Source organism: Gemmatimonadaceae bacterium, assembly GCA_037721215.1.
Classification (GTDB): Bacteria; Gemmatimonadota; Gemmatimonadetes; order Gemmatimonadales; family Gemmatimonadaceae; genus UBA4720.
Genome location: JBBJNV010000009.1, coordinates 107,754 through 131,523 on the forward strand (window position 1 = coordinate 107,754; position 23,770 = coordinate 131,523).

Sequence of the window (23,770 nt, forward strand, 5' to 3'; positions counted from 1 at the left end):
TCATTGCTACGTTCGAGGTTATGGCCTTTCCCGAGCTGAGCGAGCGAGAGCGCCGGGTACTCGAGGCGGTGATCCAGTCGTACGTCGAAACCGCTCAACCTGCCGGGTCCAACGCGATCGCGCGCAGGTTCGGGCTCGGCGTATCATCGGCTACGATTCGCAACACGATGAGCGATCTCGAGGAAAAGGGATTGCTCTATCACCCGCATACATCAGCGGGCCGCGTTCCTACGGACGTGGCGTACCGCGTATACGTGAACTCGCTGATTCCGCTCCCTTCGGCGACGCTGCGTGACCGGGAGCAGCTCAGTGCACACATCGCCGCCGGCGGCTCTGCTGTAGACGGCATAATTCGCCGCGCCGCGCAGAGCCTCGGCGTTATCACACAGGAGCTGGGGATTGCTCTTGGGCCCCGGCTCGACGCCAGCATACTCGAGCGTCTCGATCTGGTACGTCTTTCCTCAGACCGCCTGCTCCTGGCGCTCACACTCGCGGGTGGTGCGGTGCGCACCATCTTCGTGGAAGCAAAAGGTGAAATTGCCGACGCCGCGATTGCCGAAGTGACGCGATTGCTGAATGAGAGAATTGGAGGACTGACGTTGCGCCAGATACGCACGTCGGTAGGCGAACGGCTTCGCGACTCTGATCCCACCCGCGACGCAGCCGAGCTGCTGAATGTCTTTATCGAGGAGGGCGATCAGCTCTTCGATTCGGCAATGCAGGGATCGGACGAAACGGTTCTGCTGGGCAAGCCGTCGCTTCTTGCCGATCAACCAGAGTTCGCGAGCGTCGACAGCATGCGCAAGCTCGTCGCACTTACCGAGACGAGCGAACATCTTGCTGATCTTCTGCGGAGCCGCAGTGAAACCCCTGGTATCACGATCACCATCGGAAACGAGCACCAGGATCCAAAGCTGGAGAATTTCACTATCGTGACGGCGCAGTATCGCTCCGGCGCCGTTACCGGCGTGATCGGAGTTATCGGCCCCACGCGCATGCCCTATGACAAGGTGATATCGCTTGTGACACACACGTCACGGCTCCTTACCGACTTACTGGATTAACAGAACACAGATGGCTGATTTTTACGTAACCCTCGGCGTTCCGCGCGACGCCTCTGACGAAGACATCAAAAAGGCGTACCGAAAGCTGGCGATGGTCAACCACCCTGACCGGAATAACGGATCACCGGCGGCGGAGGAAAAGTTCAAAGAGATCATCGAAGCCTACGACGTGCTGCGAGACTCGTCCAAACGCGCGATGTACGATCGGTATGGCGAAGCCGGACTTCGTTCGGGGGCGGGCGGATTCCACCATGTGGATCTGAGCGAAGCGCTGAATATTTTCATGCGTGACCTGGGAGGCATGTCTGGTTTTGGAGACCTCTTCGGTGCGCAGCAGCGAGGCGGCAGGACTGAGGCTCGCAAGGGATCTGACGTCCGCATCACGATGCCCCTCACGCTGGCTGAAGTAGAGAGGGGGGTCGAGCGAGCGGTCACCGCGAAACTGCTGACGAGCTGCGACCGCTGCAACGGTACGGGCGCCGACGAAGGAACATCGGCCACACGCTGCACCACTTGCGTAGGTACGGGTGAAGTCCGCCGAGCCCAGAAGTCTTTCTTCGGGCAGGTGATCAGCGTCACCGCGTGTCCAGCCTGTGCCGGTGAGGGCACCCTCATCGCATCGCCGTGCCGGAAATGCAGAGGTGAGGGGCGGCTGCGCCAGGAGGAGAGCGTCACTATCAAGGTGCCTGCGGGTGTAGCGACGGGGCAGTACATGACAATGCGATCGGCAGGGAACGTCGGACCGCGCGGAGGGGCGAAGGGAGATATTCTGGTCGTCTTCGAGGTAAGAGAAGATGCGAGGTTTGAGCGCGACGGAGAAGACCTGTATTGCGAGGTCCTCGTCACTTACGCGCAGTTGGTGCTTGGCGCCGACGTTCAGGTGCCGACAGTCTCCGCCAGTGTCGCGCTACATGTGCCCGAACGCACTGAGAGCGGTCAGGTGTTTCATCTCCGGGGACGCGGTTTGCCACGGGTGAATGCATCCGGCACTGGTGATCTGCACGTACGGCTTCAGCTGCACACACCGGAGCAACTCACAGCCGAAGAGGAAACGCTCATCCGGCGGCTCGGCGAATTGCAGGTCGCCCCGTCGGAGCGGAACGCGAAAGGCTTCTGGTCGAAGGTCAAGGAGTCGCTGGGTGCATGAGGCCGCGCCCGGTAGCTATTGGCGCGCGTGAGCGCCACGGTTGCGCCGGCACCCGATGCATTGTGGCTGACCGTTCGCATTGAAGGTTCGGCAAACCGCGATGGTGTGATCGGCGCATTGTTCGCTGCCGGTTCGACTGGCCTCCATGAGGATGGCCAGGCAATCGTCACTCATTTTCCCCCGGGCACCTCGACAGAGCTGTTGATGGATTTTATCACGGCCGCCGACCCCGCGGCCACGGTCCGTATCGGCGAAGCGGCCCCCACTGACTGGAGCGCCTGGCGCGCGGCCGTCGGAAGCCATCAGCTCGGTGCCGTGACGGTTGCACCGCCGTGGCTCGCATCATCGACACCCGGCGACACTATGGTGATCATTGAGCCAGCAATGGCGTTTGGAACCGGCGAACATCCTACCACGCGTAGCGTCATTCGACTGATGCAGAAGATACCGGTGCCGCTGGGCATGGTTGCTGATCTCGGTGCTGGCAGCGCGGTGCTCTCCATTGCTGCGGCAAAATTGGGAAGCAAGCGCGTGGCGGCTGTGGAGCTGGATCACGACGCCATCGGTAACGCCGAACAGAACATCGCGGCGAATGGAGTTGCCGGCAGGGTACGGCTCATTGAAGGAGACGCAGCGCTGATGCTGCCACTCCTGGCGCCGGTGGAAGTGGTGCTCGCAAACATCATATCGTCGGTATTGAAAGAGTTGTTGCCGATAATTGTGTCATCGGTACGGACGGGCGGGCATGCAATCCTGTCGGGACTGCTAGCCGAAGAACGGGCAATGATGCTGGTGGCGATTGGCATCGCCGATTGGCGAATCGCCGCGGAGGACACTGAAGAAGCCTGGTGGAGCGTCCTGCTGGAGCGGCGTTGATCACATTCTTCTGCAACGAGCCGTTCTCGGCACCAGGGCAGATATTGCTGGGCACCGAGGCGGCGCAACATCTGCGCGTCTTGCGTGCGGGCGCGGGCCAGGCAGTGGCGTTGAGGGATGGAAAGGGGAGCGCCGCATCCGGCGTGGTCGCGCGTCTGGCCAAACGGTCCGTGACCATCGATGTCACCGAAGTTTCCCGCATCGAAGCCCAGCCTCCTGTACATCTGATGGTCCCTGTCGCCGACAGGGATCGCATGTTGATGCTCGCGGAAAAGTGCACAGAATTGTCGGCGACCAGCTGGCGACCCGTGATGTGGCGACGATCCCGGAGTGTCGGGCCACTTGGCGATGGTCCGGCATTTCAGGCGCGGGTACAGGGGAGAATGGTCGCGGCATTGACGCAGTCCGGAGGCGGATGGGTTCCAGACGTGCATCCCTCGGCACCTCTCTCCCGTGCGATGGCAGCTGCCCCGGCGGGAACGCGTCTCATGCTGGACGCCCGCGCCGAGCAGCCGCTGGCGGTCGTAACAATGACGGCGCCGGTAGTAATCGCTATCGGGCCAGAAGGGGGAATTGAACCGGCGGAAAGTGCTGAGCTGATATCGGCCGGATTCACTCCCGTGAGGATCGCCGGTTCGGTTTTGCGTTTCGAGACAGCGGGCATGTCGGCTCTGGCTGTCGTTCGCTGCCTGCTTGATAAGGGGGGTTCATCAAATGCCTGAAGATTGTCTTTTCTGCCGGATCGCGGCGGGCGAGATCCCGGCGGATGTCGTCGACCAAACGGAGCGCGCCATCGCATTTCGCGATATCACGCCTCAGGCACCAGTGCATGTACTGGTAATTCCGCGTCGTCACATAGCTACGCTTTCACTTGCCGATGACGGACCTGAGCTGGGTGACCTGATGCTGCTGGCAGCGAGGGTTGCCCGCGCCGAAGGAATTGCAGAGTCCGGTTTTCGCACCGTCATCAACACAAACGACGACGGCGGCCAGATGGTGCACCACCTGCACATTCACGTACTTGGCGGCCGTCGGCTGAGATGGCCACCGGGGTAACGTCAGCCGCGAAGTTGATGTGCGGTGCTACATCGGGCGCGGTTTCCTTGCCCGTCGGAACCGGCCCCGCTAAGTTGTTTATTCTGTACCTGCACCGGCGCAAAAACGCCACGAAGGGGGGAAGTAGATATTGTCGGAAGTCATCATCCATGACGACGAAAATTTTGAACGCGCGCTGAAGCGCTTCAAGAAGAAATGCGAGAAAGCGGGCATTCTTTCCGATCTTCGCAAGCATCGTCACTATGAAAAACCGAGCGAGCGGCGTAAGCGCAAGCTGAATACTGCGATGCGCAAGAACCGTCGCACGCGCCGCGTCTAGAAATGTCCGAGCTTCTCGCGCGGTTGCAGGGCGACCTGAACGCCTCGCGAAAAGCCCAGGATAAGCAAGCCACGCTGTTGCTTGGAACAGTGTTGTCCGAGGTGAAGAACCGCCGTATCGAGATGCGTCAGGAGCCCACGGACGCTGATGTGACAGACGTTATCCGCAAGTCGATCAAGAAGCGGCGCGAGTCGGTTGGCATGTACAGCAAGGCTGGCCGTTCCGATCTCGCCGGCCGGGAAAGCGCCGAAGCGGCAGCGCTGCAGAATTACCTGCCTCCGGCAGTGGACCCTCAGGAAATCCGGGCGGCGGTCAACGCCGCGATCGCTGGCGGTGCGACAACAATCGGCGCCCTGATGGGATTGGTTTTGCCCCAGTTCAAGGGAAAGGTCGAAGGCGGCACGATAAACGCCATCGCGAAAGAGGAACTCAGCCGGCGAGGGTGAAGATGCGACGATCCTTGTACACAGCCCGAACTTGCGATACCAGTCGCCTGTTCGGGCTTTTTCGTCGATGAATTCACATACACTCGGCGTTCTGGAATACGGCCGGGCAGTCGAGACTGTGGCCGCGCGCGCGCATTCCGCGCTGGGCGCCGAAAGGGTTCGCGAGGCTTTGCCGGCGCGCGACCGCGGTTGGATAGAGCACGAGCATGCGCGAGTATCGGCTGTGCGAGCCCTGATTGATAATGATGCAGCCTGGAAACCGGAGCAGATCGCCGATATCCGGCCGTCCCTTGGCCGGCTGCGCGTTGCCGGCGCATCGCTGAACGCGGCGGATTTTCTCACTCTGCTCGCTTTCCTACGCGCATCGCGAATCACCGCTGAGAGACTTGCTGACGACCGGCTTCCAGTAATTTCGATCGCTCTCATCCGTAGCGAGATCGCGGCGCTGGTCGCTGCTCGTCGAGAAGAAAAGGCGATCGATGACGTAGTGCGGGACGACGGTGATGTCCGCGACGATGCTTCGCCACAGCTCAGGCGCATCCGACGCGAGCTGCGCGGGGCGCAGGGTGAGCTGGTGAAGCTGCTCGAGCGGCTGATGTCGCGCCTGGAGGAACATCATCAGGTTCAGGACATGTCAGTGACGGTACGCAACGGACGGTTCGTCATTCCGGTCCGACGAGAGGCGCGTACAGCCATCGGCGGATTGGTGCACGATACGTCGAGCACAGGTGCAACGTTGTTCGTTGAACCACCAGCAGCGATCGAAGCTGGAAATCGAATCCGGGAGCTGGAGTCCGACGAACTGCGTGAAGTAGATCGAATTCTTTCGGAGTTGACAGAGGTCGTCCGTCCGCTGAGGGAGCCTCTGGCCGCGGCCCTCGAAGCACTGGTCACTCTCGATTCCCTGTATGCCCGCGCGCGCTACGCGACCGAAGACGGTTGCGGACTCGTCGAATTTGACGCTGAAGGTTCCGGCTTTACCATCATCCGAGGACGCCATCCGCTGCTTGTATCGCAGGGAATCGATGTGGTACCGTTCGACCTGACACTCGACACGCACGAAAAAACGCTCCTCATTTCGGGTCCGAACACCGGGGGCAAGACAGTGCTCCTCAAATCAGTCGGGTTGTTCGCTGCCATGGCTCAGGCCGGTTTCCCTGTGCCCGTCAGCACGGGCTCACGCTTCTCGGTTTTTGATGACGTCTACACGGACGTGGGCGACGAGCAGTCGATTTCTTCGAGCCTGTCGACTTTCAGCGCTCATCTGAAGAATTTGTCGGAAATACTGAGCGCCGCGACTTGCGCTTCACTGGTCCTCATTGACGAGCTCGGCTCGGGTACCGACCCCCTGGAGGGAGCTGCACTCGGCGGCGCGATTCTCGAATCACTGACTCGGCGCGGCAGCCTCTCGGTAGCAACTACTCACCTCGGGGCGCTCAAGGAATTGGCTGCCGAGGTGCCTGGTGTGGTCAACGCATCGTTGCAATTCGATGCCGTTGCACTTGCCCCGACATACCGCCTGATCAAGGGCATCCCCGGCCGGTCCTACGGTATCAGCATCGCGCGGCGCCTCGCGCTTCCGGAGGATGTTCTGGTCCGAGCCGAGGCCCGCCTTCCAACGGGAGAGCGTGACGTCAACTCGCTTCTCGCGGAACTCGAGTCACGCGAGCAGCGCCTCACTGCAAGCGAAACAGAAGCTGCGTTGATCGCCGAAGACGTCAGAGTCCGCGCCGGCCGGGTTGCCGAGCGCGAACAGGCAGTGCGGGAAAAGGAACGGAGCGCCGAGAGGGATGCGCGCAGGGAGGCGCGGCGCCTGATCCTCGACGCGCGAGCGGAGGTCGATCGCACGATCAGAGTTCTCAAGGAATCGGCGGCTGAGGCGTCAGATGCGGCCGCCCGCGATGCGAGGCGCCGAATTGAACAGCTGGCGGCGGCGGAAGGCAACGCTTTGGTTGCAGTCGACCATCCGGGGGAGTCGGATGCGCCGACGGAAATTGGCTCCGGCGGCGAACGGATTGCGGAGGGCGATTTTGTCGCGGTTCCTGCGTTGGGTGGGCGCACTGCCCGAGTGATGGAGCTGCGCGACAACGACGCCATTGTAGCGGCGGGTTCGATCAAGCTTTCAGTCCCTGTCGGCAGCCTCCGAATCGTTGCCCCTCCCGCGCCTGGAGAAAAAATTCATGTTGCGGTCCGGGGCGACATCCCCGAGCCTGAAGCAAAGAGCGAGATAGACCTTCGTGGAATGCGAGTAGGCGAGATAGACGATTTGGTTATGCATGCCGTCGACTCCGCAGTTCGCGCGGATCTCAGGACGTTGCGCATCATCCACGGAAAAGGGACTGGGGTGCTCCGCGAACGCGTCGCGGAAATGCTCCGGAAAGAGACGCGAATTGTGTCATTCAGGCTGGGTGCGTGGAACGAAGGGGGTGCGGGTGTCACCATGGCGGACCTCGCTTGATTCCGGAAGAAGTAGTGGAACAGGTGCGGGAAGCAGCGGATATCGTTGCGATCATCGGTGAATACGTTCCCCTCAAGCGAACCGGCTCCGACTTCAGGGGGCCGTGTCCGTTCCATCAGGGCACACGCCGCAATTTTTCAGTGGTGCCGGCCAAACGTATCTATCACTGCTTCGTATGTGGCGAAACCGGAGATGTCTTCAGGTTTCTGACAAAGCGCCTCGGAATGGAATGGCCTGAGGCCGTGAGGATGGTCGGCGACAAGGCTGGCGTGCAGGTGCCCGAATCCAGGGCACGCACCCAGGGCCCCGATCCTCGCGAACCGGCGTGGGAGCTGCAGGCCACTGCCGCTGCATACTTCCAGCAGATGCTTTGGAACGAGGGAGTGGGAGCGGCCGCTCGGCGGTATCTTGAAGAGCGCGCGATAAGCCGTCCGGTTGCCGAGGAGTCGGGTGTAGGATTCGCACCGCGAGAGATTGGCCTGATGCGCTCATACATGAACGCGCTTGGCTTCGACGATGCGCGCCTGCTTGACGCAGGCCTTCTGGTGACGAAGGATCAGGATAGTGAACCCCGGCCGCGGTTCAGGGACAGGCTCATGTTCCCGATTCTGGACACGCTCGGGCGCAACGTGGGGTTTGGCGGGCGCCTGCTAGGGCCGGGGGAGCCGAAATACCTCAATTCGTCAGAGTCTTCCGTCTTCCTGAAAGGAAAACTTCTTTACGGATTGAATCGATCGCGTAACGCCATTCGACGAGCCGACCGAGCGCTTGTGGTGGAAGGTTACTTTGACGCGCTCCGGCTGGTTGCTGCGGGCGTCGATGAAGTCGTGGCCCCGCTGGGCACGGCGCTTACCGAGGCGCAGGTGACGCTGCTTGGCAAATACTCGAGAAACGTCTTTCTGCTCTATGACAGCGATGCCGCCGGCCTCAAGGCTACCTTTCGCGCCGGAGACGAACTTCTCCGCCAGAAGTTCTCTGTTCGGGTGGTGACATTGCCGCCCGGCGAGGACCCGGACAGCTTTGTTCGCGCTTCGGGAGCGGAGGGTCTCGAGGCAGCATTGTCGTCCGCTATCGATGTCTTCGATCGGAAGATTCAAATTCTCGACCGGGCAGGCTGGTTTGGTGAACTCCAGAAAAAACGTCGCGCGCTGGATCGACTGCTTCCGACGATACGAGCTACGTCTGATGCATTGATGCAGGATCTGTACATCAGGCGAGCGAGTGAGGTCACGGGTGTTGATCGCGAGATCCTGCTTCGTGAAATTGGTCCGACGGCCGGTGACATCGCTCCGGCTGCGAGTCGTGCCGAACCGCGGCGGGTGGCAACCCCGGCAATCCGGAGCCGTCCCGGCGACCGGGTTGAAACTGTTGCCGACGGGGGAGCGTCTGCAGAGAAGGAGCTTGTGCGCGCAATGTTGCAACAACGGTCGCGCGTGGAAAGCATTGCCGAACGAGTCGGTCCTGACAGCTTCAGGAATCCGCGGTTCAGTGAGATCTTTGCCGCGATGCTGCAAAGCGACCCCGAGGCGTCGATCGAAGACATCTCGGCGAAGCTAAGCGCCGATGGTATCGCAGTAGCCGAGGAACTGCTTGGAGATGGCGAGACACATGTGAATCCGGCGAAGACGATCGAGGATTCCCTGACGCGGCTGCACGTGCGCGACATGGAAGACAGGATGAATGCGATAGATCGATTGTTGCCACTGGGGAATGATATTGACAAGGCGGAGTTGGACGAGGAGCGTAATAACCTCATCGTTCAGATGCGAGCTTCCGGGAGGGGGCCGTGGAAGGCAATACGGACGTGACGACTACCGTGACCAGGAGATAGACAGGATGCCCAGCGAAGTCGAAGCACTATTGGCGCTGCAGTCGGACGATTCACGGATAAGGGATCTTGAGGAGCAGATTCGCGCGCTCGATCCGCGGCTCGCTGCCCTCGACAAGAAACGGGAGTCGGCTGCGACCGCGCTTGCGAGATCTCGTACTGCGGTCGAGGGGGAAGAAAAACGCCAGCGCGAGCTGCATGAAAAGATTGCACAGCACAAACAGATTCAGGAGCGCAACCTCGCCCAGTTCGACGCCGTCAAAAAGCTGAAGGAAGCTACCGCGGCGATGGCGCAGGTTGAGTCCGCGCGGCGGATCATCGCCGAGGACGAAAGTGAGCTGCTGGCGCTTACTCGCCGGCTCGCTGACATGCGAATCGCCGTTCAGGCGCAGGAGGCAACGCTCCATGCTGTAGAAGAGGAACAATCGACCGCTCGCCAGGCGATAGCTGAAGAACGAGCGGAGATCGACGCGGCGCTGGCGCAATCGCGTCTCGACCGGGGCGCGAAAACAAGTGGTGTGTCAGGCTCGATGCTCGGAAAGTATGACCGCATTCGCACCAGGCGCGCGCAAGCGCTGTATCCGCTGCGAGGGGAGTCTTGCGGGCATTGCGACACTGCTATCCCCATGCAGCGGCGGAATCACCTTGCGGTTAACGGAACCATCGACGTTTGCGAAGCGTGCGGCGTACTGCTGTACCGCTCGGCAATGGTTTGATCGGAGCTCGCACGACATCAGTTCGTTTCGATCCGGTTTTCCGGCTGGGGCCGGCGCCGTGATGGCGCTGGCGGCTCGGCCAAGGGCGCGGTGGGTTGTGCCGCGCGTCCCCGATCCGGCTGCCGTGGCCGGACTCTGCTCGTCACTCCACGTCCCGGAGCCCGTCGCCAACCTGCTGCTGTTGCGCGGGCATGCCGACGCTGGCCTGGCGCAGCGATTCCTGCGGCCCAGCCTCGATCAACTGCACGATGCATCGACAATGCGTGGTGCGGCCCAGGCAGTGGAGCGACTTGCCCGTGCGTGTGTGACTGGAGAAACGGTCATGGTTCACGGCGATTATGATGTCGACGGAATATGTTCCACGACGATCATGGTCAAAGTGCTTCGCAAGTTCGGATCGAATGGGGTCCCATTCATTCCGCATCGCGTCGACGATGGCTACGATCTGGGCAAAGCCGGCGTGCGGGCGGCGGTTGCGGCGGGTGCATCGGTTGTCGTCACCTGCGACTGTGGAACGAGCGCGACCGAACCCGTTGCCGAGCTTTGCGCCGCTGGAATCGATGTGATCATCAGCGATCACCACCTTCCGGGAGGTGCCCTGCCGGATTGTCTCGCCGTGCTCAATCCGCAGCAGAGCGGGTGTGAGTATCCCGACAAGGATCTGGCCGCCGTAGGTGTCGCCTTCAAGCTTGCACTTCTTCTGGCGAAGAAACTTGGACGAAGCGACAATTTCATATGGGCGATGCTGGATCTGGTTGCTCTCGCCACAATTGCAGATGTCGCTCCGCTTCGCGGTGAGAACAGGATTCTGGTTCGGTACGGTATGCGAATGCTGGCCGAAACAAGGAACTTCGGATTGCGGGCAATGCTGAGGGCCTCAGGGATGGACGGAAAACCACTGACCACCGGGAGGGTCGGCTTCATTCTCGCGCCGCGGTTGAACGCGGTTGGACGGATCGGTCACGCGCTTCGGGGCGTCGAGCTCCTCATGACGGACAACGACCATGACGCGAATGTCATCGCGCGTGAGCTGGAGGAGCTGAATGCGCGGCGACAGGAGATCGATCGCGCCGTCCTCGCAGAGGCGCGCGAGATGGTCGAGGCGCTGAGTCTTCCAGATACTTTTGGTATTGTGCTGGCCCGGGAAGGCTGGCACCCGGGCGTGATCGGGATCGTCGCCTCGCGGATCGTCGAAGAGTTCGGCAGACCCACCGTCCTCATCGCGTTGGATGGCAATCAGGGAAAGGGTTCAGGGAGAAGTATCTCTCCGCTCGATCTTCACCGGGCGCTCGGAAAATGCAGCGACCTCCTGCTTCGATACGGGGGGCATCGAGCAGCTGCCGGCGTCACGATCGCGAGAAATAAAGTTGACGAATTTGCCCACCGGTTCAACAGCGTTGCCGCTTCCGTCCTCAAGCCCGAGGATCTTATTCCGGAAATCAAAATTGATATCGAGCTGGGCATCGAGTGCGCCAACGAGAATCTCGAGCGCATGCTCCGTCACTTCGAGCCGTATGGGGTCGGCAATCCGACACCGGTGATGGTCGCCCGTGGTGTCCGACTTGCAGCGTCGCCCCGGAGTGTTGGCAAGGATGGGCTGAAGTTGAGATTGTCAACCGGCACAGGGGAGATCGAAGCGATCGGCTGGGGCATGGCGAAGCGTATTGGAGAATTCAGTATCGACACGCCTGTCGACATTGCTTTCCGGCTGGAGAGAGACCAATACCGCGGAGAGAGCCGGCTGCAGGCGCGCATCGCCGACATCTATCCACAATCCACTATCGCGGACTGATATGCGGATCGTCGCCGGACGCTGGCGCGGACGGAAAATCGAGGCGCCAACCGATAAGCAGGTGCGTCCAACGCTCGACAGCGTCCGCGAGGCCTGGATGAACATCCTGCAGCTCAGCATTCCGGGAGCGAAAGTGCTCGATCTCTATGCTGGTTCCGGTGCACTGGGCCTGGAGGCACTGTCGCGCGGTGCGGTTCACGCGGACTTCGTGGAGAAGGATGGCCGCGTGGTTCGCGCACTGAGGAAGAACGTCGAGATGCTCGATGCAGGTGCGGCGACGACAGTTCATCAAATGGATGCGCTGCGGTACGTGAGCGCGCTCGCGAGCTCGAGCTACGATATTGCGTTCGCAGACCCGCCTTATCTGAGTGAATCGGCGACAGCACTTGCAAGCAAATGGCAGTTGATTCCTTTCGCCGCGCTCCTCAGTATCGAGCACGCCGCCATTCAAACAATGCCGGGCTCGCCGGAAATCCGGCGTTATGGATCCACCGCGATTTCCATCTACCGAAGCGAGGATTAGCGTGGCGACTATCGCGATTTATGCCGGCAGCTTCGATCCGATCACCCGCGGTCATGAGGACCTCATCAAGCGTAGCTGCGCATTCGTCGATCAACTGGTTGTAGCAGTTGCGACCAATAACTCGAAACAGCCTCTCTTTACGCCAGATGAAAGGGTTGAGCTCATCACCAGCGCAGTAGGGTCGGATCCATGCATCGAGGTGAGGCAGTTCCAGGGTTTGCTCGTGAACTTCGCCCGCGACGTGGGAGCGTCACTCATCATCCGCGGACTGCGCGCTGTCAGCGATTTTGAATACGAGTTCCAGATGGCGCTGATGAACCGGCATCTTTCTCCCGAGCTCGAGACTGTCTTCATGGTTCCGTCGGTCGAGACTACCTACATCAGCTCCAGCATCATCAGAGAGATTGCGCAGCACGGTGGTGAGCTGGAAGGACTCGTCCATCCTTCGGTTGAGGCAGCTTTGCGGCATCGATTCGACCGGCAGCAGCCACCGGCGTGAACGATTTCATCACGAGCGTGCGCGCGCGCGCGCGGTCTCTGGGCTGTACGGTGCTGTTTCCGGAGAGCAGCGACGAACGGATACTCGAGGCCGTCCGCATCCTCGACCGCGAGGGCATCGTTCGTCCTGTCCTTGTACTCGACCCCGCGACGCCCGGCTCGCACAACGCCGCACGTGAGACCGGCATCGATTGCATAGTCGCGGACGGATTGCCGCTCCTGCGCTTCGCTGGCGCTCTCGTTGCGCGAGGCGAGTACGATGCCTGCGTCGCCGGTGCTGTGTTTCCCACCAGTCAGGTGGTGCGAGCGGCGTTGCGAACGATCGGGCCGGCGGCGGGAGTGACTACGATCTCGAGCGCGTTTTATATGGTTGCCAACGGTCCGTGGGAGGCACGCGCCAGTGTACTTACGTTTACCGATTGCGCTGTGGTTCCTCATCCGACCGCCACCCAGCTGGCAGATATTGCAATATCGGCCGCTGGTGACCGGCGGCGAATCGTCGGGGATGAGCCGCGGGTGGCGCTCCTGTCCTTCAGTACTCGAGGTAGCGGTCGCGGCCCGTCGATCGACACCATCAGCCACGCGCTCACAATCATTCGCGAGAGGGAGCCCGAGCTCGCCGTGGACGGAGAATTGCAAGGCGACGCCGCATTGGTTCCATCGGTGGCGGCGCGCAAGGATCCTGGCGGAATTCTGGGTGGCGAAGCGAACGTACTCGTGTTTCCTACTCTCGACGCGGGCAATATCGCTTACAAGCTCGTTCAGCGTCTGTCCGGAGCGAGCGCAATCGGACCGATACTCCAGGGCCTTGCGCGGCCGGCCGCCGATCTCTCGCGCGGCGCCCGGCCAGAAGACATTATTAACGTCGCCGCGATCGCTGCGCTGCAGTCGGTGACGACACCGTTTGATGTACACACCCGGAGAAGAGAATGAGCTTTGCAATGAACAAGCAGGACGAAGTCGTTGTGGTGGATGTCGAAGGTCAGCTGATAGTCGGCAACCGTCAGGAACTGAAGCAGAAAGTTCTCGATGAGCTGGAGAGGGGGGAGAAAAAGTTCCTCATCGATTTCAGCCGGACAGGCTACATCGACAGCTCAGGTCTCGGCGTCCTGGTTTCGCTGTCGAAGAAGATCCGCGAACAGGGCGGGGAGCTGAGGCTTGCCAATCTGAACGACGATCTCCAGACGCTTTTCGAGCTCACCAAGCTCGATACGCTCTTTCAGATTTCCGATACGCGGGAGCGCGCGCTCGAGAGTCTCTGATGGCCGAGCCGCACGTCGCGCTCGATATCGAGATTCCCAGCGACGTTAGTTATATCGAAGGAGTGGTGGAGCTCGCGGCACTGCGATGCCATGAACTCCACATCCCTTCGAGGAAATGCACACTCAATGTCCGCGTTGCTCTCGCTGAGGCGCTGTCCAATGCGATCCTGCGTGGCAATGGCGGTACCGGCAGGCACGTGCGTGTCCGCGCAATGGTGAGTGATGACGCGCTGGTGTTCGATATCGTCGATGACGGACCGGGCTTCGACATGAACTCCACCCGCAAGGATCCCACGACCCCCGAGAACATTTTGCGCGAAGACGGGCGTGGCCTGTTTCTGATGCACCGTTTGATGGACCGGGTAGAGCGCTTCGTCGACGAGGGAAATGTTGTCAGGTTGACGCTCAACCGGGAATGAAAGAGCTGGAATCGGTATTCGCGGCTTTCCGCGAGACAACCCATTGCGATGCGGCGGTGTGGACTGCCCGCGGCAGTGCCGGAACCGCGCTCACTCCGATCGTTCGGTCCAGCCAGCGCCTGGCGCCGCCGGACACGCTTCCGGACTACGGTTCAACCGCAGCGATCCGGGCTGACTCCGGAACCACTGTCGTAGTCAGCGTGCCGGGGGCGAATCGCACCTGGCTCGTCGTCGGACCGACCGAGTCGGATATGGCGGAGGCGAATGCCCATGTGCGGCTGCTGCTTCCGGTCGTTGCGCACATGCTGCGTGGCGCGCAGGAAGTTGAGCATGCCGCAATGGAGCTCGCCGAACGATATGAGGAGATCAATCTCCTGTACACGATCGGCGACATACTCGGCCGAACCGTTACCCTCGAGGAAGCTGCAGCAACCATCCTCACCGAGATATCCGAGACCGTCGGCGCGCGTCGTTCCTCCATACTCGTCCATGAGCCGATTACAGGAATGCTGCAGGTAGTTGCCTCGATCGGCGTCGACGCCTCGGGAGCGAAGGCAATAAGTGTCGATGACCCTGCCTGCGTTTCTGCCCGCGTTTTCAGAACCCAGCATCCGCTGACCGTGGATGAAGGGGAAATGGATTGCGAACTGGAGCTGCCATATCGCCGGGGTGAGATGCTATCGGTTCCGATCATGTGGACAACACCGTCAGGAGGCGAGCCCCTTGGCGTGGTCAATCTGTCGGACCGGCGGTCGCGCCAGCCTTTCAGCGCGGGAGATCAAAAACTCGTAGCGGCGATAGCCACGCAGATCGGTACCGCCATTCAGAACGCCCGCCTCGTTCGGTCGTCGATGGAGCAGCAGCGGCACATGCAGGAGATGCGCCTTGCTCATGATCTCCAGATGAAACTGCTGCCCAACCCGTCGATCGTTGCGCCAGAGGCAGACGTTGCGGCGAGAGTTGTTCCGGCCGAAAGTGTCGGCGGGGACTTCTATCATCTCTTCCGGGCGCCGGGCGGACGAACGGGAATCATGATTGGTGATGTCTCCGGCCACGGCTACAGAGCAGCGCTAATCATGGCGCTCGCGATGAGCGCGTCTGCAATTCACGCGCAGAACACGTCCGATCCCGGACAGATGTTGTCGATGCTTTACTTATCCCTCCGCGACGAGCTGGCAACGACCGAGATGTTCATCTCGGTTTTTTTTGGCCTTCTCGAACATGACGGGTCGATGTTTCGCTATGCCAACACCGGCCACCCTCACGCCTTCATCTTTCCCGCCGCGGGAGAGCCGTCGCGGCTTCTGGCGAGCAGCCCACCGCTTGGCATGAGCGAGCAGGCTCCACTCGCCTCGGCCGCGCCCTGGAGCGCGAAATCTGATCTCCTCGTTCTGTTTACCGATGGAATTCCCGACTTACGCAACTCCAATGGAGATCGCCTCGGTGAGGCGCGCGTGCTCGAGGTCATCTCGAAACACCGTAGCGAGCCCGTCAGTGACATCCTCGACCGCGTCTTTGACCTGTTGCGCAGTTACAGCGGGGAAGTCCCAAGTCCGGACGATCTTACGCTCGTGGTGCTCCGAAGCTGATGTCGCGCGGATTACGCGCGCATCCTCCGGTACTCAAGCGGTTTGGACAACACTTCCTGATCGATTCAGATGTTGTCGAGGCAATCGCGGATGCTCTGAATCCGCTGTCCGACGATGTCATCGTCGAAATCGGATCGGGGCGGGGGGCGCTCACAGACGTTCTGGCACGGCAGGCGCACGGTTCCCAATTGGTGCTTGCGATAGAAATCGACCGTGCGCTGGCGGCGATTCTGATCAGGCGTTTTCAGGCGGTCCCCAATGTCAGGGTAATCGAGGGCGACATTCTCGAAATGGACGTCGCCTCTCTTGCCAATGCCCCGTTTGTTGTAGCGGGAAACGTTCCGTACTACATCACGACGCCGATACTATTTCGCGTATTGCGCCCGCCTTTCCCGCGTCGCGCCGTGTTTCTCCTGCAGCGGGAGGTTGCGGACCGGATAGTGGCTTCACCGGGATCGAAGACCTATGGTGCCTTGTCGGTCACCATTCAGGCAACCTCGGATGCAGTCATCGTCTGCAACGTTCCAGCCGCGGCCTTTAAACCGCCGCCGAAGGTGGAATCGGCGGTAGTCCGAATCTCGCCGCGAGCAACAGGATTGATCGAACCGCACGAGGTTGAGGATTTCCGCGTGTTCGTCCAGGGATCGTTCGGAATGCGCCGGAAGCAGATGATCAATGTGCTGAGGGCGGTCGGACGTCAAGCGTCTGCCGATGCAGCCCGGATTCTTGAAAGCCTGGGGATCGATCCGAAGGCACGGCCCGAAACGCTGACACCAGAACAGTTCGTTGCCCTCATGCGGCGAGCAGCCGCCGGCGATGCGAGAAAATAAAACGCCCAGTGTGTGCCCAGCCCCCCGCCATTTCAAGCTCGCGAGCCATTCGACTTCCAGCCCTCTCTAGCGCTCAGGATTTCGATTCGTGAGTGCGAACGTTAGCGCTTCGAGTTCCATCGCCATGTTCATGGTGCGAAGCGTAACGTCTGCTGGCACCGTTAGCTGAACGGGGGCGAAGCTGAGGATTGCCTTGATTCCCATAGCTGAAACGCGGTCGGCAAGCAATTGTGCATCGTCGGCCGGGACAGCCAGAACGGCGATCTGGAACTGCATCTGTGCGTTGTCCGACTCGAGTGCGGCAACATCACGTACCGACACCGCGCCCCAGCGACTTCCAATCTTGTCGCTATCAGTGTCGTAAACCCCGCTGACCATAAAGCCGCGCTCGACGAATCCAGCGTAACGCGCCAGTGCTGCGCCGATTTTGCCAGCACCGATTATGCACACCCGCCATTGACGCCCCAGACCAAGGATCTCGCGAAGCCGGGACGAAAGCTCGGGTACCGAATACCCCAGACCGCGCTTTCCGAAAGATCCGAAAAACGACAGGTCTTTTCGCACCTGGGCCGAGGTCGTGCCTCCCAACCTGGCCAGCTCCTCACTCGATGTCGTGAGCATGCCTTGTTGTTCGATCTCCTCAAGGAAGCTGAGATATACCGACAGCCGTCGGATCTTTGATTCTGCTATGCGTTTCACGTATGGGCGGGCTTGTGAATTAGTTCACAAGATAGAAGCTGGCCGACGGAGCGGCAACCGACTCACGGGCAAGCCGCGCCAGCAGGAGCTATGTTGATCGCTCAATGGCTGTGCATGTGAGTTCCGAGATTGGACAGATGCGCGCGGTGCTCGTTCACCCGCCGGGGGCTGAGCTTCTGGCGGTGACCCCCGCAACCCGCGCCGATTATCTGTACGACGACATCATGGATGTCTCACAGGCGCAACGCGAACACAAGCGTTTCGTTGCGATTCTGGAGCGGTTCACCGACGTCTACGAGGTGCGAGACCTCTTGGCGGAAGTCGTTGCCGACGACGCAACCAAACAGGCACTGATCCGGGATACGCTCGATATAATTCCGTCGGAGCCGCTGGCTCGAGAGCTCCAGGAGCTTGCTCCCGGGGAGTTCGTGCAAACATTAATCGAAGGGAAAGAGGAAACGCCGGGCCAGCTCACGCGAGCGCTCAACGAAACCGGCTACATGCTGCCGCCGCTACCGAATCTTTTTTTCACGCGCGATGTCGCGATGGGAATCAACGACCACGTCATGATCGGGTCGATGCGGTACGGCGTGCGATGGACGGAAGAGCTGATCATGAAAGCGATCTTTCAATACCACCCGCTCGCCGCCAACCGCGGCATCCTGTACGACGGATCGCGGGAACACCGTATGAATTACACCCTCGAGGGCGGTGACGTGCATCCTCTTCGGCGCGATACGCTCATGATTGGGTTCAGCGAGCGCTCGAGCCCTGCCGCAATCGATAACCTGGCAACGGTTGTGTTTGAGCGCACCGAAGTGACTGACATCATTATTGTCATCATGCCCGGGGAAGAATCGGCGATCCATCTGGATATGATCTTCACTCAGGTGGACAGGGAACTATGCGTCGTCCACCCACCTCATTTCATGGGTCCTGAGCGATTGCCGATTTTGCACTGGAAGAAGAAGAACGGCCGCATGCGCGAGATGGCGAACGTCTTCGATGCCCTTGAGGCGTGTGGCATTGCAATGGAGCCCATTCACTGCGGGGGTGAGCGGCGAATCATGCAGGAGCGGGAGCAGTGGGCATCCGGATGCAATTTTGTAGCTATCCGGCCGGGCCTCGTATTGTCGTATGCCCGCAATGAGTCAACGCTCTTGGAAATGGAAAAGACAGGATTCAGAGTAGTCGGGGCTGCCGCGTTCCTCAGCGGCGAAGACAGGATAAATGATCATGAGAGAGCTGTGATTACGTTCGACGGCAGCGAACTAGTGCGCGGCGGGGGTGGTCCGCGGTGCATGAGCTGTCCGATAACGCGGGACGATCCGTGGGTATGACATCTCATGGCATACAGGCGCACGCTGAGCCTTCGCTGCTGATTGACCGTGCTGCGCGCTATCTCGCAATCGGGCCCGCCGACGCGGTTGACCTTATCGGACATGTCTGCAACCTTCCCCGCGCGCCGCGCATCGTTGCGGAGCATATGGCCGTTGCCCTGCTCGCGGGAAGGCGTGACTTCGAGCGCGACCTGATGGGCCGATGGCTGCTGAGTGAAAGCACTGTTGTCTACAGTCCCCGCGTCGCGCCCGCACCTCCGGTGACGGCTGTTGGCTGGCGGAAGCGAGGCGCACCGACTCCGGAACCGCTGGCCGGTCTCTCCTACGTTGTCGTCGATGTCGAGACCACCGGAGGGAGCCCACCACACGACCGCATCACCGAATTCGCCGCAGTAGTGGTACGTGACGGTGAGATCCGCGAAGTCTTCGAAACGCTCGTCAACCCGGAGCGCTCCATTCCGACGTTCGTCACCCGGCTCACCAACATCAGCTGGGAAATGGTCAGAGATGCACCGAAGTTCGCCGACATTGCTCCCCGCGTGAGGGAAGCGCTCGAAGGCAATGTCTTCGTTGCCCACAATGCCCAGTTCGACTGGAAATTCGTCTGCTCCGAGATGAACCGGGCTTCGGGTAAATCGCTCATTGGCCGGCGACTGTGCACCGTCAAGCTCGCACGGAAACTTCTGCCTCAGCTTCACAGGAGGTCGCTCGATTTCGTGGCGAACTACTACGGCGTTGAAATCAGACGCAGGCATCGCGCGGGCGGCGATGCACTCGCCACCGCACATTGCCTGCTGCGTCTGCTGAACGACGCAACGGAGCGCGGCTGCGACACCTGGCACGAGCTCGACCTTCTGCTTGGCGTGCGGTCGGCACGCAAGCGCAGGAGGCCAAGCGCCCTTCCGACATCGGTGACAAGGGATACCACCGCGTGACGGCACCAACGCCTCTGGTCGAAAGTCGCAAAGTCGGGGACTTGACCGTTCACGCGATTCAGGCGGGCGGGCAGAAGCTCGACGGCGGCGCGATGTTCGGCGTCGTTCCCAAGCCGCTTTGGGAAAAGCGCATCCCCGCCGATGACCGTAACAGAATTCAGCTGGGCATGCGCTGTCTGCTGGTCGAACACGAATCCGGGCTCATTCTCATCGACACGGGCGCGGGCAACAAGGAAGATGCCAGACTTCTAGATATCTATGGGATCGAAAACGCGGGTGCCGAGGGGCGCACGATGCTGGAAGACGGGCTTACCCAAATTGGAGTGCGGCCCGAGGACATCGGTATCGTCATCAACACTCACCTCCACTTCGACCATGCGGGCGGCAACACGTATCGCAACGCCGACAATGACATCGGCGTTTCGTTTCCCAATGCACGATACATCGTAAAGCGTGGCGAGTACGATTACGCAACCCACACCAACGAACGCACGGCCGCGAGCTACTTCGAACGCAACTTCCTGCCGGTTGTGAGGTCGCACAAATTCGAGTTCGTCAGTCGTGAGAAGGAAATCGTCAAGGGAGTGCGGGTTGTGCCAACCCCTGGACACACGCCGTTTCATCAAAGCGTTCTAATCGAATCTGGCGGCGAGCGCGCGTGTTTTCTTGGCGACCTCGTGCCGACCCACGCGCACCTCTCGTTGCCCTGGATCATGGGCTACGATGTCGAGCCATTGGTGACGCTCGAGACAAAGCGCCGTTTGCTTCATCAGGCGGAAGCTGAGGAGTGGCTGATGATTTTCGAGCACGACGCCACGGTGCCATGGGGCCGAATCGAGCACGACGGCAGGAACTACAAGCTTATGGACAGCCAGCAACCCAGCAGCTGATCCAGCAGCGGCGGTCGTTGCCTTGCCTCGTCCCCGCGAGCCGTTTACACTTAGCTTGTCACAAAACGACAAGCGGGCAGCCCGGGCGGGCTGTCTCACCCTTCGGCCTCCGGCAACATTGCGGAGTGTGCTGACGGAGTTCAAGCCACTCGGCGCCGGAGGTACATTCGGTTCCGTTTGCGCGCGAGCTCCTTTCACCGGGGCTCGCGCTTTTCGTTTCAAAAGTTTTCCCTAAGTGAGGTAGCCGAGTATTCAGGACACCACAAAACGCGTGCGCGTGAACCGGCAGATTCGCATCAGCCCGCTCCGCGTCATTGCAGCCGACGGCGCGCAGCTCGGAATCATGGATGTTGAGACCGCACTCGCCGCCGCGGTGGAGCAGGGACTGGATCTTGTGGAAGTTGCTCCACTCGCCCGGCCGCCTGTGGTTCGCATCATGGACTATGGGAAGTTCAAGTTCGAGCAGGCCAAGATGGCGCGTCAGGCCAAAAAGAAGCAGCACATCATTCACCTCAAGGAAGTGAAGTTTCGTCCCGGTATCGAGGAGCATGACTTCATGACGAAAACCCGGCACGCGCGGGAGTTCCTTGGGGAAGGCAATAAGGTAAAGGTGACATTGATGTTCAGAGGCCGTCAGATCGCGCATCCGGAGCTCGGCCGTGTGGTGGTCAACCGCGTTGCAACAGACCTCGCCGATATCGCGAAGGTGGAATCTGAGCCGAAGTTTGAAGGAAAGTTCATGACGATGATTCTCGCACCAAAGTAGCCGCGAGCCTCGTCACTACAACTAATAGAGACAGATCATGCCGAAAATGAAGACCCACAAAGGCGCCAAGAAGCGGTTCTCCGTAACGGGGACCGGCAAGGTGAAGCGCATGAAGGCGTTCAAGAGCCACATCCTCACGAAGAAGTCGTCGAAGCGGAAGCGTAACCTCCGCCGTTCCACCACGATTGCGACTCCGGGTGAAGCAAAAAACATCAAGCGCCTCTTGCAGGCATAACGGAGAACTAAAATGCCTCGCGTAAGATCGAATGTTGTACGCCTGAAGCGTAAGAAGCAGGTAATGAAGGCCGCTCGCGGTGCGTTCGGCGCCCGCAGCAAGCTCTGGAAAGCGGCGAAAGAGAACGTCGAGCGTGGCTGGAAATACGCTTACCGTGATCGCAAGAACAAGAAACGCGATTTCCGCCGTCTTTGGATTGTCCGCATCAATGCCGGCGCACGCCAGCACGACATGAGCTACAGTGTGTTCATGAACGGCCTCAAGCAGGCCGGGATCGAAATCGACCGCAAGGTGCTCTCGGACATCGCCATTCACGACGCCGCGGCTTTCGGAGCGCTGGCGGAAAGGGCACGGGCAGCGCTCGCGGCCGTGTGATCGTGCGGTGAACCTTCTGGAGTTCGTCAGCCACACCGGGGAGCTCGAAGCCCGCGGGACTACCCTGGTTGCTGGAGCTGAATCGGTTGCCGAGCTGGAGCTGATTCGCAACAAGCTGGTGGGCCGAAAAAACGGCGAGCTTGTTCTGCTCATGAAAACCCTGCCTTCGCTCGCGCCGGATGATCGGTGCGACGCGGGCTTTGCCGTCAATCGCGTCAAACAGGCGCTCGAGTCATCGCTGGCCGATCGAGCGCAGTCGTTGTCAATGTCGAGCGCTACCGCCCCGCCCCCCGATCTGACGATGCCTGCGCGCACGGGTTGGACCGGCGGACGCCATCCGGTCACGCTCGTCATTGACGAGATTCAATCGATATTTCGTGAACTGGGGTTTAGTGTCGCCCTTGGTCCGGAAGCCGAGTCAGAATGGTACAATTTCACGGCGCTAAATTTTCCGAGCGACCACCCGGCGATGGACATGCACGACACGCTGTACCTTGGCGACGACATACTGCTTCGCACGCACACGTCGCCCGTGCAGATTCGAACGCTTCAGCGGTACCCACCACCAGTTCGCATCCTTGCACCAGGAAATGTGTATCGTCGCGATTTCTTCGACGCCTCGCACGCTCCGATGTTCGCGCAAATCGAGGGACTCGCCGTTGACGAAGGCATCAGCTTTGTCGATCTGAAGGCGACGCTCACACATTTCGCCCAGCGGTTTTTCGGCTCGACGAAAACCCGTTTCCGCCCGAGCTATTTCCCGTTCACGGAGCCATCAGCGGAAATGGATGTCGAATGCCGGCTCTGCTCAGGCAGCGGATGCTCCGGGTGCAAGAATACCGGATGGATGGAGATTCTCGGATCGGGCATGGTACACCCGAAGGTGCTTGAAGCGGCCGGCGTCGACGCTGAGCGATACACGGGCTGGGCGTTCGGTATGGGACCGGGACGAATGGCAATGCAGCGTTACGGCCTGCCACACATACGGCTTCTGTACGATTCGGACATGCGGTTCCTGAGCCAGATGTCACGATGAATGCATCGCTGGACTGGCTGCGCGACTTCGTTCAGATAGACAAGTCTCCAGGTGAGCTTCGCGACCTGCTGACATCGCGGGTGGCAACGGTCGACGACGTAGTGTCGCTTCGACGGGATCTCGCGGAAATAGTCATTGGTCGTGTTGTCGAAGCAGCGCGGCATCCGGACTCTGACCATCTCTGGGTTACGAAGGTTGACGGAGGCGGCAGCGGATTGCGCAGCGTCGTGTGTGGTGCCCCGAATGTGGAGGCCGGCGCGCTCTATCCCTTCGCCCCGGTGGGTACGGTGTTGCCGGGTGGGATGAAAATCGAGAAGAGAAAGATTCGCGGCGCAGTTTCCGAAGGCATGCTGTGCTCGGCGCGGGAACTGGGTCTGGGCACGGACCATGAGGGCATACTCCGGCTCGATGTGGATGCAGCTCCCGGTACACCGTTCCTTGACGCCATGCCGGCAGGCGACAGCCTTTTCGTCGTCGATGTTCTGCCGAACCGGCCTGACCTCCTGTCCCACGAGGGAATCGCAAGAGAGATTGCCGCGGCTACGGGTGTTCCTCTCAGGCGTCCGCCTTTACCCGAAGCGGGCGACGCTGACGGGCGTGACGCCGCCAGAGGTGCGCCGCCTGTTGCGGCAGTCCGCGTTGAAATCGCCGACCTTGGTGGGTGCCAAAGA

At 60.5% G+C, this 23,770-nt stretch carries 26 protein-coding genes and 1 pseudogene; 26 read left to right on the forward strand and 1 reads right to left on the reverse strand.

Going from position 1 to position 23,770, the window contains the following annotated elements; all coding sequences use genetic code 11:
• Positions 1-20: 20 nt before the first annotated feature.
• The 18 genes from hrcA to rsmA all read left to right on the forward strand — a co-directional run bounded on the left by hrcA (position 21) and on the right by rsmA (position 16,823).
• Entirely contained in the window at positions 21-1,064 is a 1,044-nt protein-coding gene (hrcA, locus tag WKF55_06510) for a heat-inducible transcriptional repressor HrcA (protein ID MEJ7759228.1), read from the forward strand.
• 10 nt (positions 1,065-1,074) lie between these two features.
• The gene (dnaJ, locus tag WKF55_06515; protein MEJ7759229.1) at positions 1,075-2,211 is read left to right on the forward strand and encodes a molecular chaperone DnaJ; all 1,137 of its coding nucleotides are present in this window, start codon (positions 1,075-1,077) and stop codon (positions 2,209-2,211) included.
• Positions 2,212-2,238: 27 nt separating this feature from the next.
• Positions 2,239-3,087 (forward strand): 50S ribosomal protein L11 methyltransferase, encoded by an 849-nt coding sequence (locus tag WKF55_06520; protein ID MEJ7759230.1) that lies wholly within the window; start codon positions 2,239-2,241, stop codon positions 3,085-3,087.
• Positions 3,084-3,809, forward strand: a complete 726-nt coding sequence (locus tag WKF55_06525) for an RsmE family RNA methyltransferase (GenBank protein MEJ7759231.1) — start codon at positions 3,084-3,086, stop codon at positions 3,807-3,809. The genes WKF55_06520 and WKF55_06525 overlap by 4 nt, the downstream gene beginning before the upstream one ends.
• Positions 3,802-4,143, forward strand: a complete 342-nt coding sequence (locus WKF55_06530; GenBank protein ID MEJ7759232.1) for a histidine triad nucleotide-binding protein — start codon at positions 3,802-3,804, stop codon at positions 4,141-4,143. The genes WKF55_06525 and WKF55_06530 overlap by 8 nt, the downstream gene beginning before the upstream one ends.
• Positions 4,144-4,273: 130 nt before the next feature.
• Complete coding sequence (gene rpsU / locus WKF55_06535) at positions 4,274-4,462, forward strand: 30S ribosomal protein S21 (protein MEJ7759233.1); 189 nt, start codon at positions 4,274-4,276, stop codon at positions 4,460-4,462.
• Positions 4,463-4,464: 2 nt separating this feature from the next.
• Entirely contained in the window at positions 4,465-4,908 is a 444-nt protein-coding gene (locus tag WKF55_06540) for a GatB/YqeY domain-containing protein (GenBank protein MEJ7759234.1), read from the forward strand.
• Positions 4,909-4,975: 67 nt separating this feature from the next.
• The gene (locus WKF55_06545) at positions 4,976-7,366 is read left to right on the forward strand and encodes an endonuclease MutS2 (GenBank protein MEJ7759235.1); all 2,391 of its coding nucleotides are present in this window, start codon (positions 4,976-4,978) and stop codon (positions 7,364-7,366) included.
• On the forward strand, positions 7,363-9,174 hold the full coding sequence (dnaG, locus tag WKF55_06550; protein MEJ7759236.1) for a DNA primase: 1,812 nt from the start codon (positions 7,363-7,365) through the stop codon (positions 9,172-9,174). The genes WKF55_06545 and dnaG overlap by 4 nt, the downstream gene beginning before the upstream one ends.
• A gap of 28 nt (positions 9,175-9,202) precedes the next feature.
• Entirely contained in the window at positions 9,203-9,910 is a 708-nt protein-coding gene (locus WKF55_06555) for a hypothetical protein (protein ID MEJ7759237.1), read from the forward strand.
• Positions 9,911-9,971: 61 nt separating this feature from the next.
• Positions 9,972-11,702 carry a single-stranded-DNA-specific exonuclease RecJ gene (gene recJ, locus WKF55_06560; GenBank protein MEJ7759238.1) on the forward strand — a complete coding sequence of 577 codons (1,731 nt, stop codon included), beginning with the start codon at positions 9,972-9,974 and terminating at the stop codon, positions 11,700-11,702.
• 1 nt (position 11,703) lies between these two features.
• Entirely contained in the window at positions 11,704-12,225 is a 522-nt protein-coding gene (gene rsmD / locus WKF55_06565; GenBank protein ID MEJ7759239.1) for a 16S rRNA (guanine(966)-N(2))-methyltransferase RsmD, read from the forward strand.
• Position 12,226: 1 nt separating this feature from the next.
• Positions 12,227-12,724 carry a pantetheine-phosphate adenylyltransferase gene (gene coaD, locus WKF55_06570; protein ID MEJ7759240.1) on the forward strand — a complete coding sequence of 166 codons (498 nt, stop codon included), beginning with the start codon at positions 12,227-12,229 and terminating at the stop codon, positions 12,722-12,724.
• Complete coding sequence (locus WKF55_06575; GenBank protein MEJ7759241.1) at positions 12,721-13,656, forward strand: phosphate acyltransferase; 936 nt, start codon at positions 12,721-12,723, stop codon at positions 13,654-13,656. Before coaD ends, WKF55_06575 begins: the two co-directional genes overlap by 4 nt.
• Positions 13,653-13,985 (forward strand): STAS domain-containing protein, encoded by a 333-nt coding sequence (locus tag WKF55_06580; protein ID MEJ7759242.1) that lies wholly within the window; start codon positions 13,653-13,655, stop codon positions 13,983-13,985. Before WKF55_06575 ends, WKF55_06580 begins: the two co-directional genes overlap by 4 nt.
• Positions 13,985-14,404 carry an ATP-binding protein gene (locus WKF55_06585; GenBank protein MEJ7759243.1) on the forward strand — a complete coding sequence of 140 codons (420 nt, stop codon included), beginning with the start codon at positions 13,985-13,987 and terminating at the stop codon, positions 14,402-14,404. Before WKF55_06580 ends, WKF55_06585 begins: the two co-directional genes overlap by 1 nt.
• Positions 14,401-15,993 (forward strand): GAF domain-containing SpoIIE family protein phosphatase, encoded by a 1,593-nt coding sequence (locus WKF55_06590; protein ID MEJ7759244.1) that lies wholly within the window; start codon positions 14,401-14,403, stop codon positions 15,991-15,993. The genes WKF55_06585 and WKF55_06590 overlap by 4 nt, the downstream gene beginning before the upstream one ends.
• A complete protein-coding gene (rsmA, locus tag WKF55_06595; GenBank protein ID MEJ7759245.1) occupies positions 15,993-16,823 on the forward strand; it encodes a 16S rRNA (adenine(1518)-N(6)/adenine(1519)-N(6))-dimethyltransferase RsmA in 831 nt (276 codons plus the stop codon). Before WKF55_06590 ends, rsmA begins: the two co-directional genes overlap by 1 nt.
• Before the next feature lie 66 nt (positions 16,824-16,889).
• Here the strand turns inward: rsmA and WKF55_06600 are convergent.
• Positions 16,890-17,525: pseudogene (locus WKF55_06600) on the reverse strand (redox-sensing transcriptional repressor Rex).
• 101 nt (positions 17,526-17,626) lie between these two features.
• On the opposite strand from WKF55_06600, the gene WKF55_06605 reads away from it, so the two are divergent.
• The 8 genes from WKF55_06605 to ytpR form a co-directional block, all read left to right on the forward strand.
• On the forward strand, positions 17,627-18,862 hold the full coding sequence (locus WKF55_06605; GenBank protein ID MEJ7759246.1) for an arginine deiminase family protein: 1,236 nt from the start codon (positions 17,627-17,629) through the stop codon (positions 18,860-18,862).
• Positions 18,859-19,797 (forward strand): 3'-5' exonuclease, encoded by a 939-nt coding sequence (locus WKF55_06610; GenBank protein MEJ7759247.1) that lies wholly within the window; start codon positions 18,859-18,861, stop codon positions 19,795-19,797. The genes WKF55_06605 and WKF55_06610 overlap by 4 nt, the downstream gene beginning before the upstream one ends.
• Positions 19,794-20,687, forward strand: coding sequence for an MBL fold metallo-hydrolase (locus tag WKF55_06615; protein ID MEJ7759248.1), 894 nt, complete (start codon positions 19,794-19,796; stop codon positions 20,685-20,687). Before WKF55_06610 ends, WKF55_06615 begins: the two co-directional genes overlap by 4 nt.
• Positions 20,688-20,958: 271 nt before the next feature.
• Entirely contained in the window at positions 20,959-21,453 is a 495-nt protein-coding gene (gene infC / locus WKF55_06620; protein MEJ7759249.1) for a translation initiation factor IF-3, read from the forward strand.
• A 37-nt stretch (positions 21,454-21,490) separates the two neighbouring features.
• Positions 21,491-21,688: a 50S ribosomal protein L35 gene (rpmI, locus tag WKF55_06625; GenBank protein MEJ7759250.1), complete on the forward strand. Its 198-nt coding sequence runs from the start codon at positions 21,491-21,493 to the stop codon at positions 21,686-21,688.
• 12 nt (positions 21,689-21,700) lie between these two features.
• Positions 21,701-22,063: a 50S ribosomal protein L20 gene (rplT, locus tag WKF55_06630; GenBank protein MEJ7759251.1), complete on the forward strand. Its 363-nt coding sequence runs from the start codon at positions 21,701-21,703 to the stop codon at positions 22,061-22,063.
• A 7-nt stretch (positions 22,064-22,070) separates the two neighbouring features.
• Positions 22,071-23,099 carry a phenylalanine--tRNA ligase subunit alpha gene (gene pheS / locus WKF55_06635; protein MEJ7759252.1) on the forward strand — a complete coding sequence of 343 codons (1,029 nt, stop codon included), beginning with the start codon at positions 22,071-22,073 and terminating at the stop codon, positions 23,097-23,099.
• The coding region (gene ytpR / locus WKF55_06640) for a YtpR family tRNA-binding protein (protein ID MEJ7759253.1) at positions 23,096-23,770 on the forward strand (675 nt) is incomplete at its 3' end. The genes pheS and ytpR, both read left to right, overlap by 4 nt.

What these genes read in the sequence shown, in the direction of transcription:
- hrcA (MEJ7759228.1), top strand. Translation starts at nt 21, where the DNA reads ATGGCCTTTCCCGAGCTGAGCGAGCGAGAGCGCCGGGTACTCGAGGCG.
- dnaJ (MEJ7759229.1), top strand. Translation starts at nt 1,075, where the DNA reads ATGGCTGATTTTTACGTAACCCTCGGCGTTCCGCGCGACGCCTCTGAC.
- WKF55_06530 (MEJ7759232.1), top strand. Translation starts at nt 3,802, where the DNA reads ATGCCTGAAGATTGTCTTTTCTGCCGGATCGCGGCGGGCGAGATCCCG.
- WKF55_06540 (MEJ7759234.1), top strand. Translation starts at nt 4,465, where the DNA reads ATGTCCGAGCTTCTCGCGCGGTTGCAGGGCGACCTGAACGCCTCGCGA.
- WKF55_06545 (MEJ7759235.1), top strand. Translation starts at nt 4,976, where the DNA reads ATGAATTCACATACACTCGGCGTTCTGGAATACGGCCGGGCAGTCGAG.
- WKF55_06555 (MEJ7759237.1), top strand. Translation starts at nt 9,203, where the DNA reads ATGCCCAGCGAAGTCGAAGCACTATTGGCGCTGCAGTCGGACGATTCA.
- recJ (MEJ7759238.1), top strand. Translation starts at nt 9,972, where the DNA reads ATGGCGCTGGCGGCTCGGCCAAGGGCGCGGTGGGTTGTGCCGCGCGTC.
- rsmD (MEJ7759239.1), top strand. Translation starts at nt 11,704, where the DNA reads ATGCGGATCGTCGCCGGACGCTGGCGCGGACGGAAAATCGAGGCGCCA.
- WKF55_06580 (MEJ7759242.1), top strand. Translation starts at nt 13,653, where the DNA reads ATGAGCTTTGCAATGAACAAGCAGGACGAAGTCGTTGTGGTGGATGTC.
- WKF55_06585 (MEJ7759243.1), top strand. Translation starts at nt 13,985, where the DNA reads ATGGCCGAGCCGCACGTCGCGCTCGATATCGAGATTCCCAGCGACGTT.
- WKF55_06590 (MEJ7759244.1), top strand. Translation starts at nt 14,401, where the DNA reads ATGAAAGAGCTGGAATCGGTATTCGCGGCTTTCCGCGAGACAACCCAT.
- rsmA (MEJ7759245.1), top strand. Translation starts at nt 15,993, where the DNA reads ATGTCGCGCGGATTACGCGCGCATCCTCCGGTACTCAAGCGGTTTGGA.
- WKF55_06605 (MEJ7759246.1), top strand. Translation starts at nt 17,627, where the DNA reads ATGGCTGTGCATGTGAGTTCCGAGATTGGACAGATGCGCGCGGTGCTC.
- WKF55_06610 (MEJ7759247.1), top strand. Translation starts at nt 18,859, where the DNA reads ATGACATCTCATGGCATACAGGCGCACGCTGAGCCTTCGCTGCTGATT.
- rpmI (MEJ7759250.1), top strand. Translation starts at nt 21,491, where the DNA reads ATGCCGAAAATGAAGACCCACAAAGGCGCCAAGAAGCGGTTCTCCGTA.
- rplT (MEJ7759251.1), top strand. Translation starts at nt 21,701, where the DNA reads ATGCCTCGCGTAAGATCGAATGTTGTACGCCTGAAGCGTAAGAAGCAG.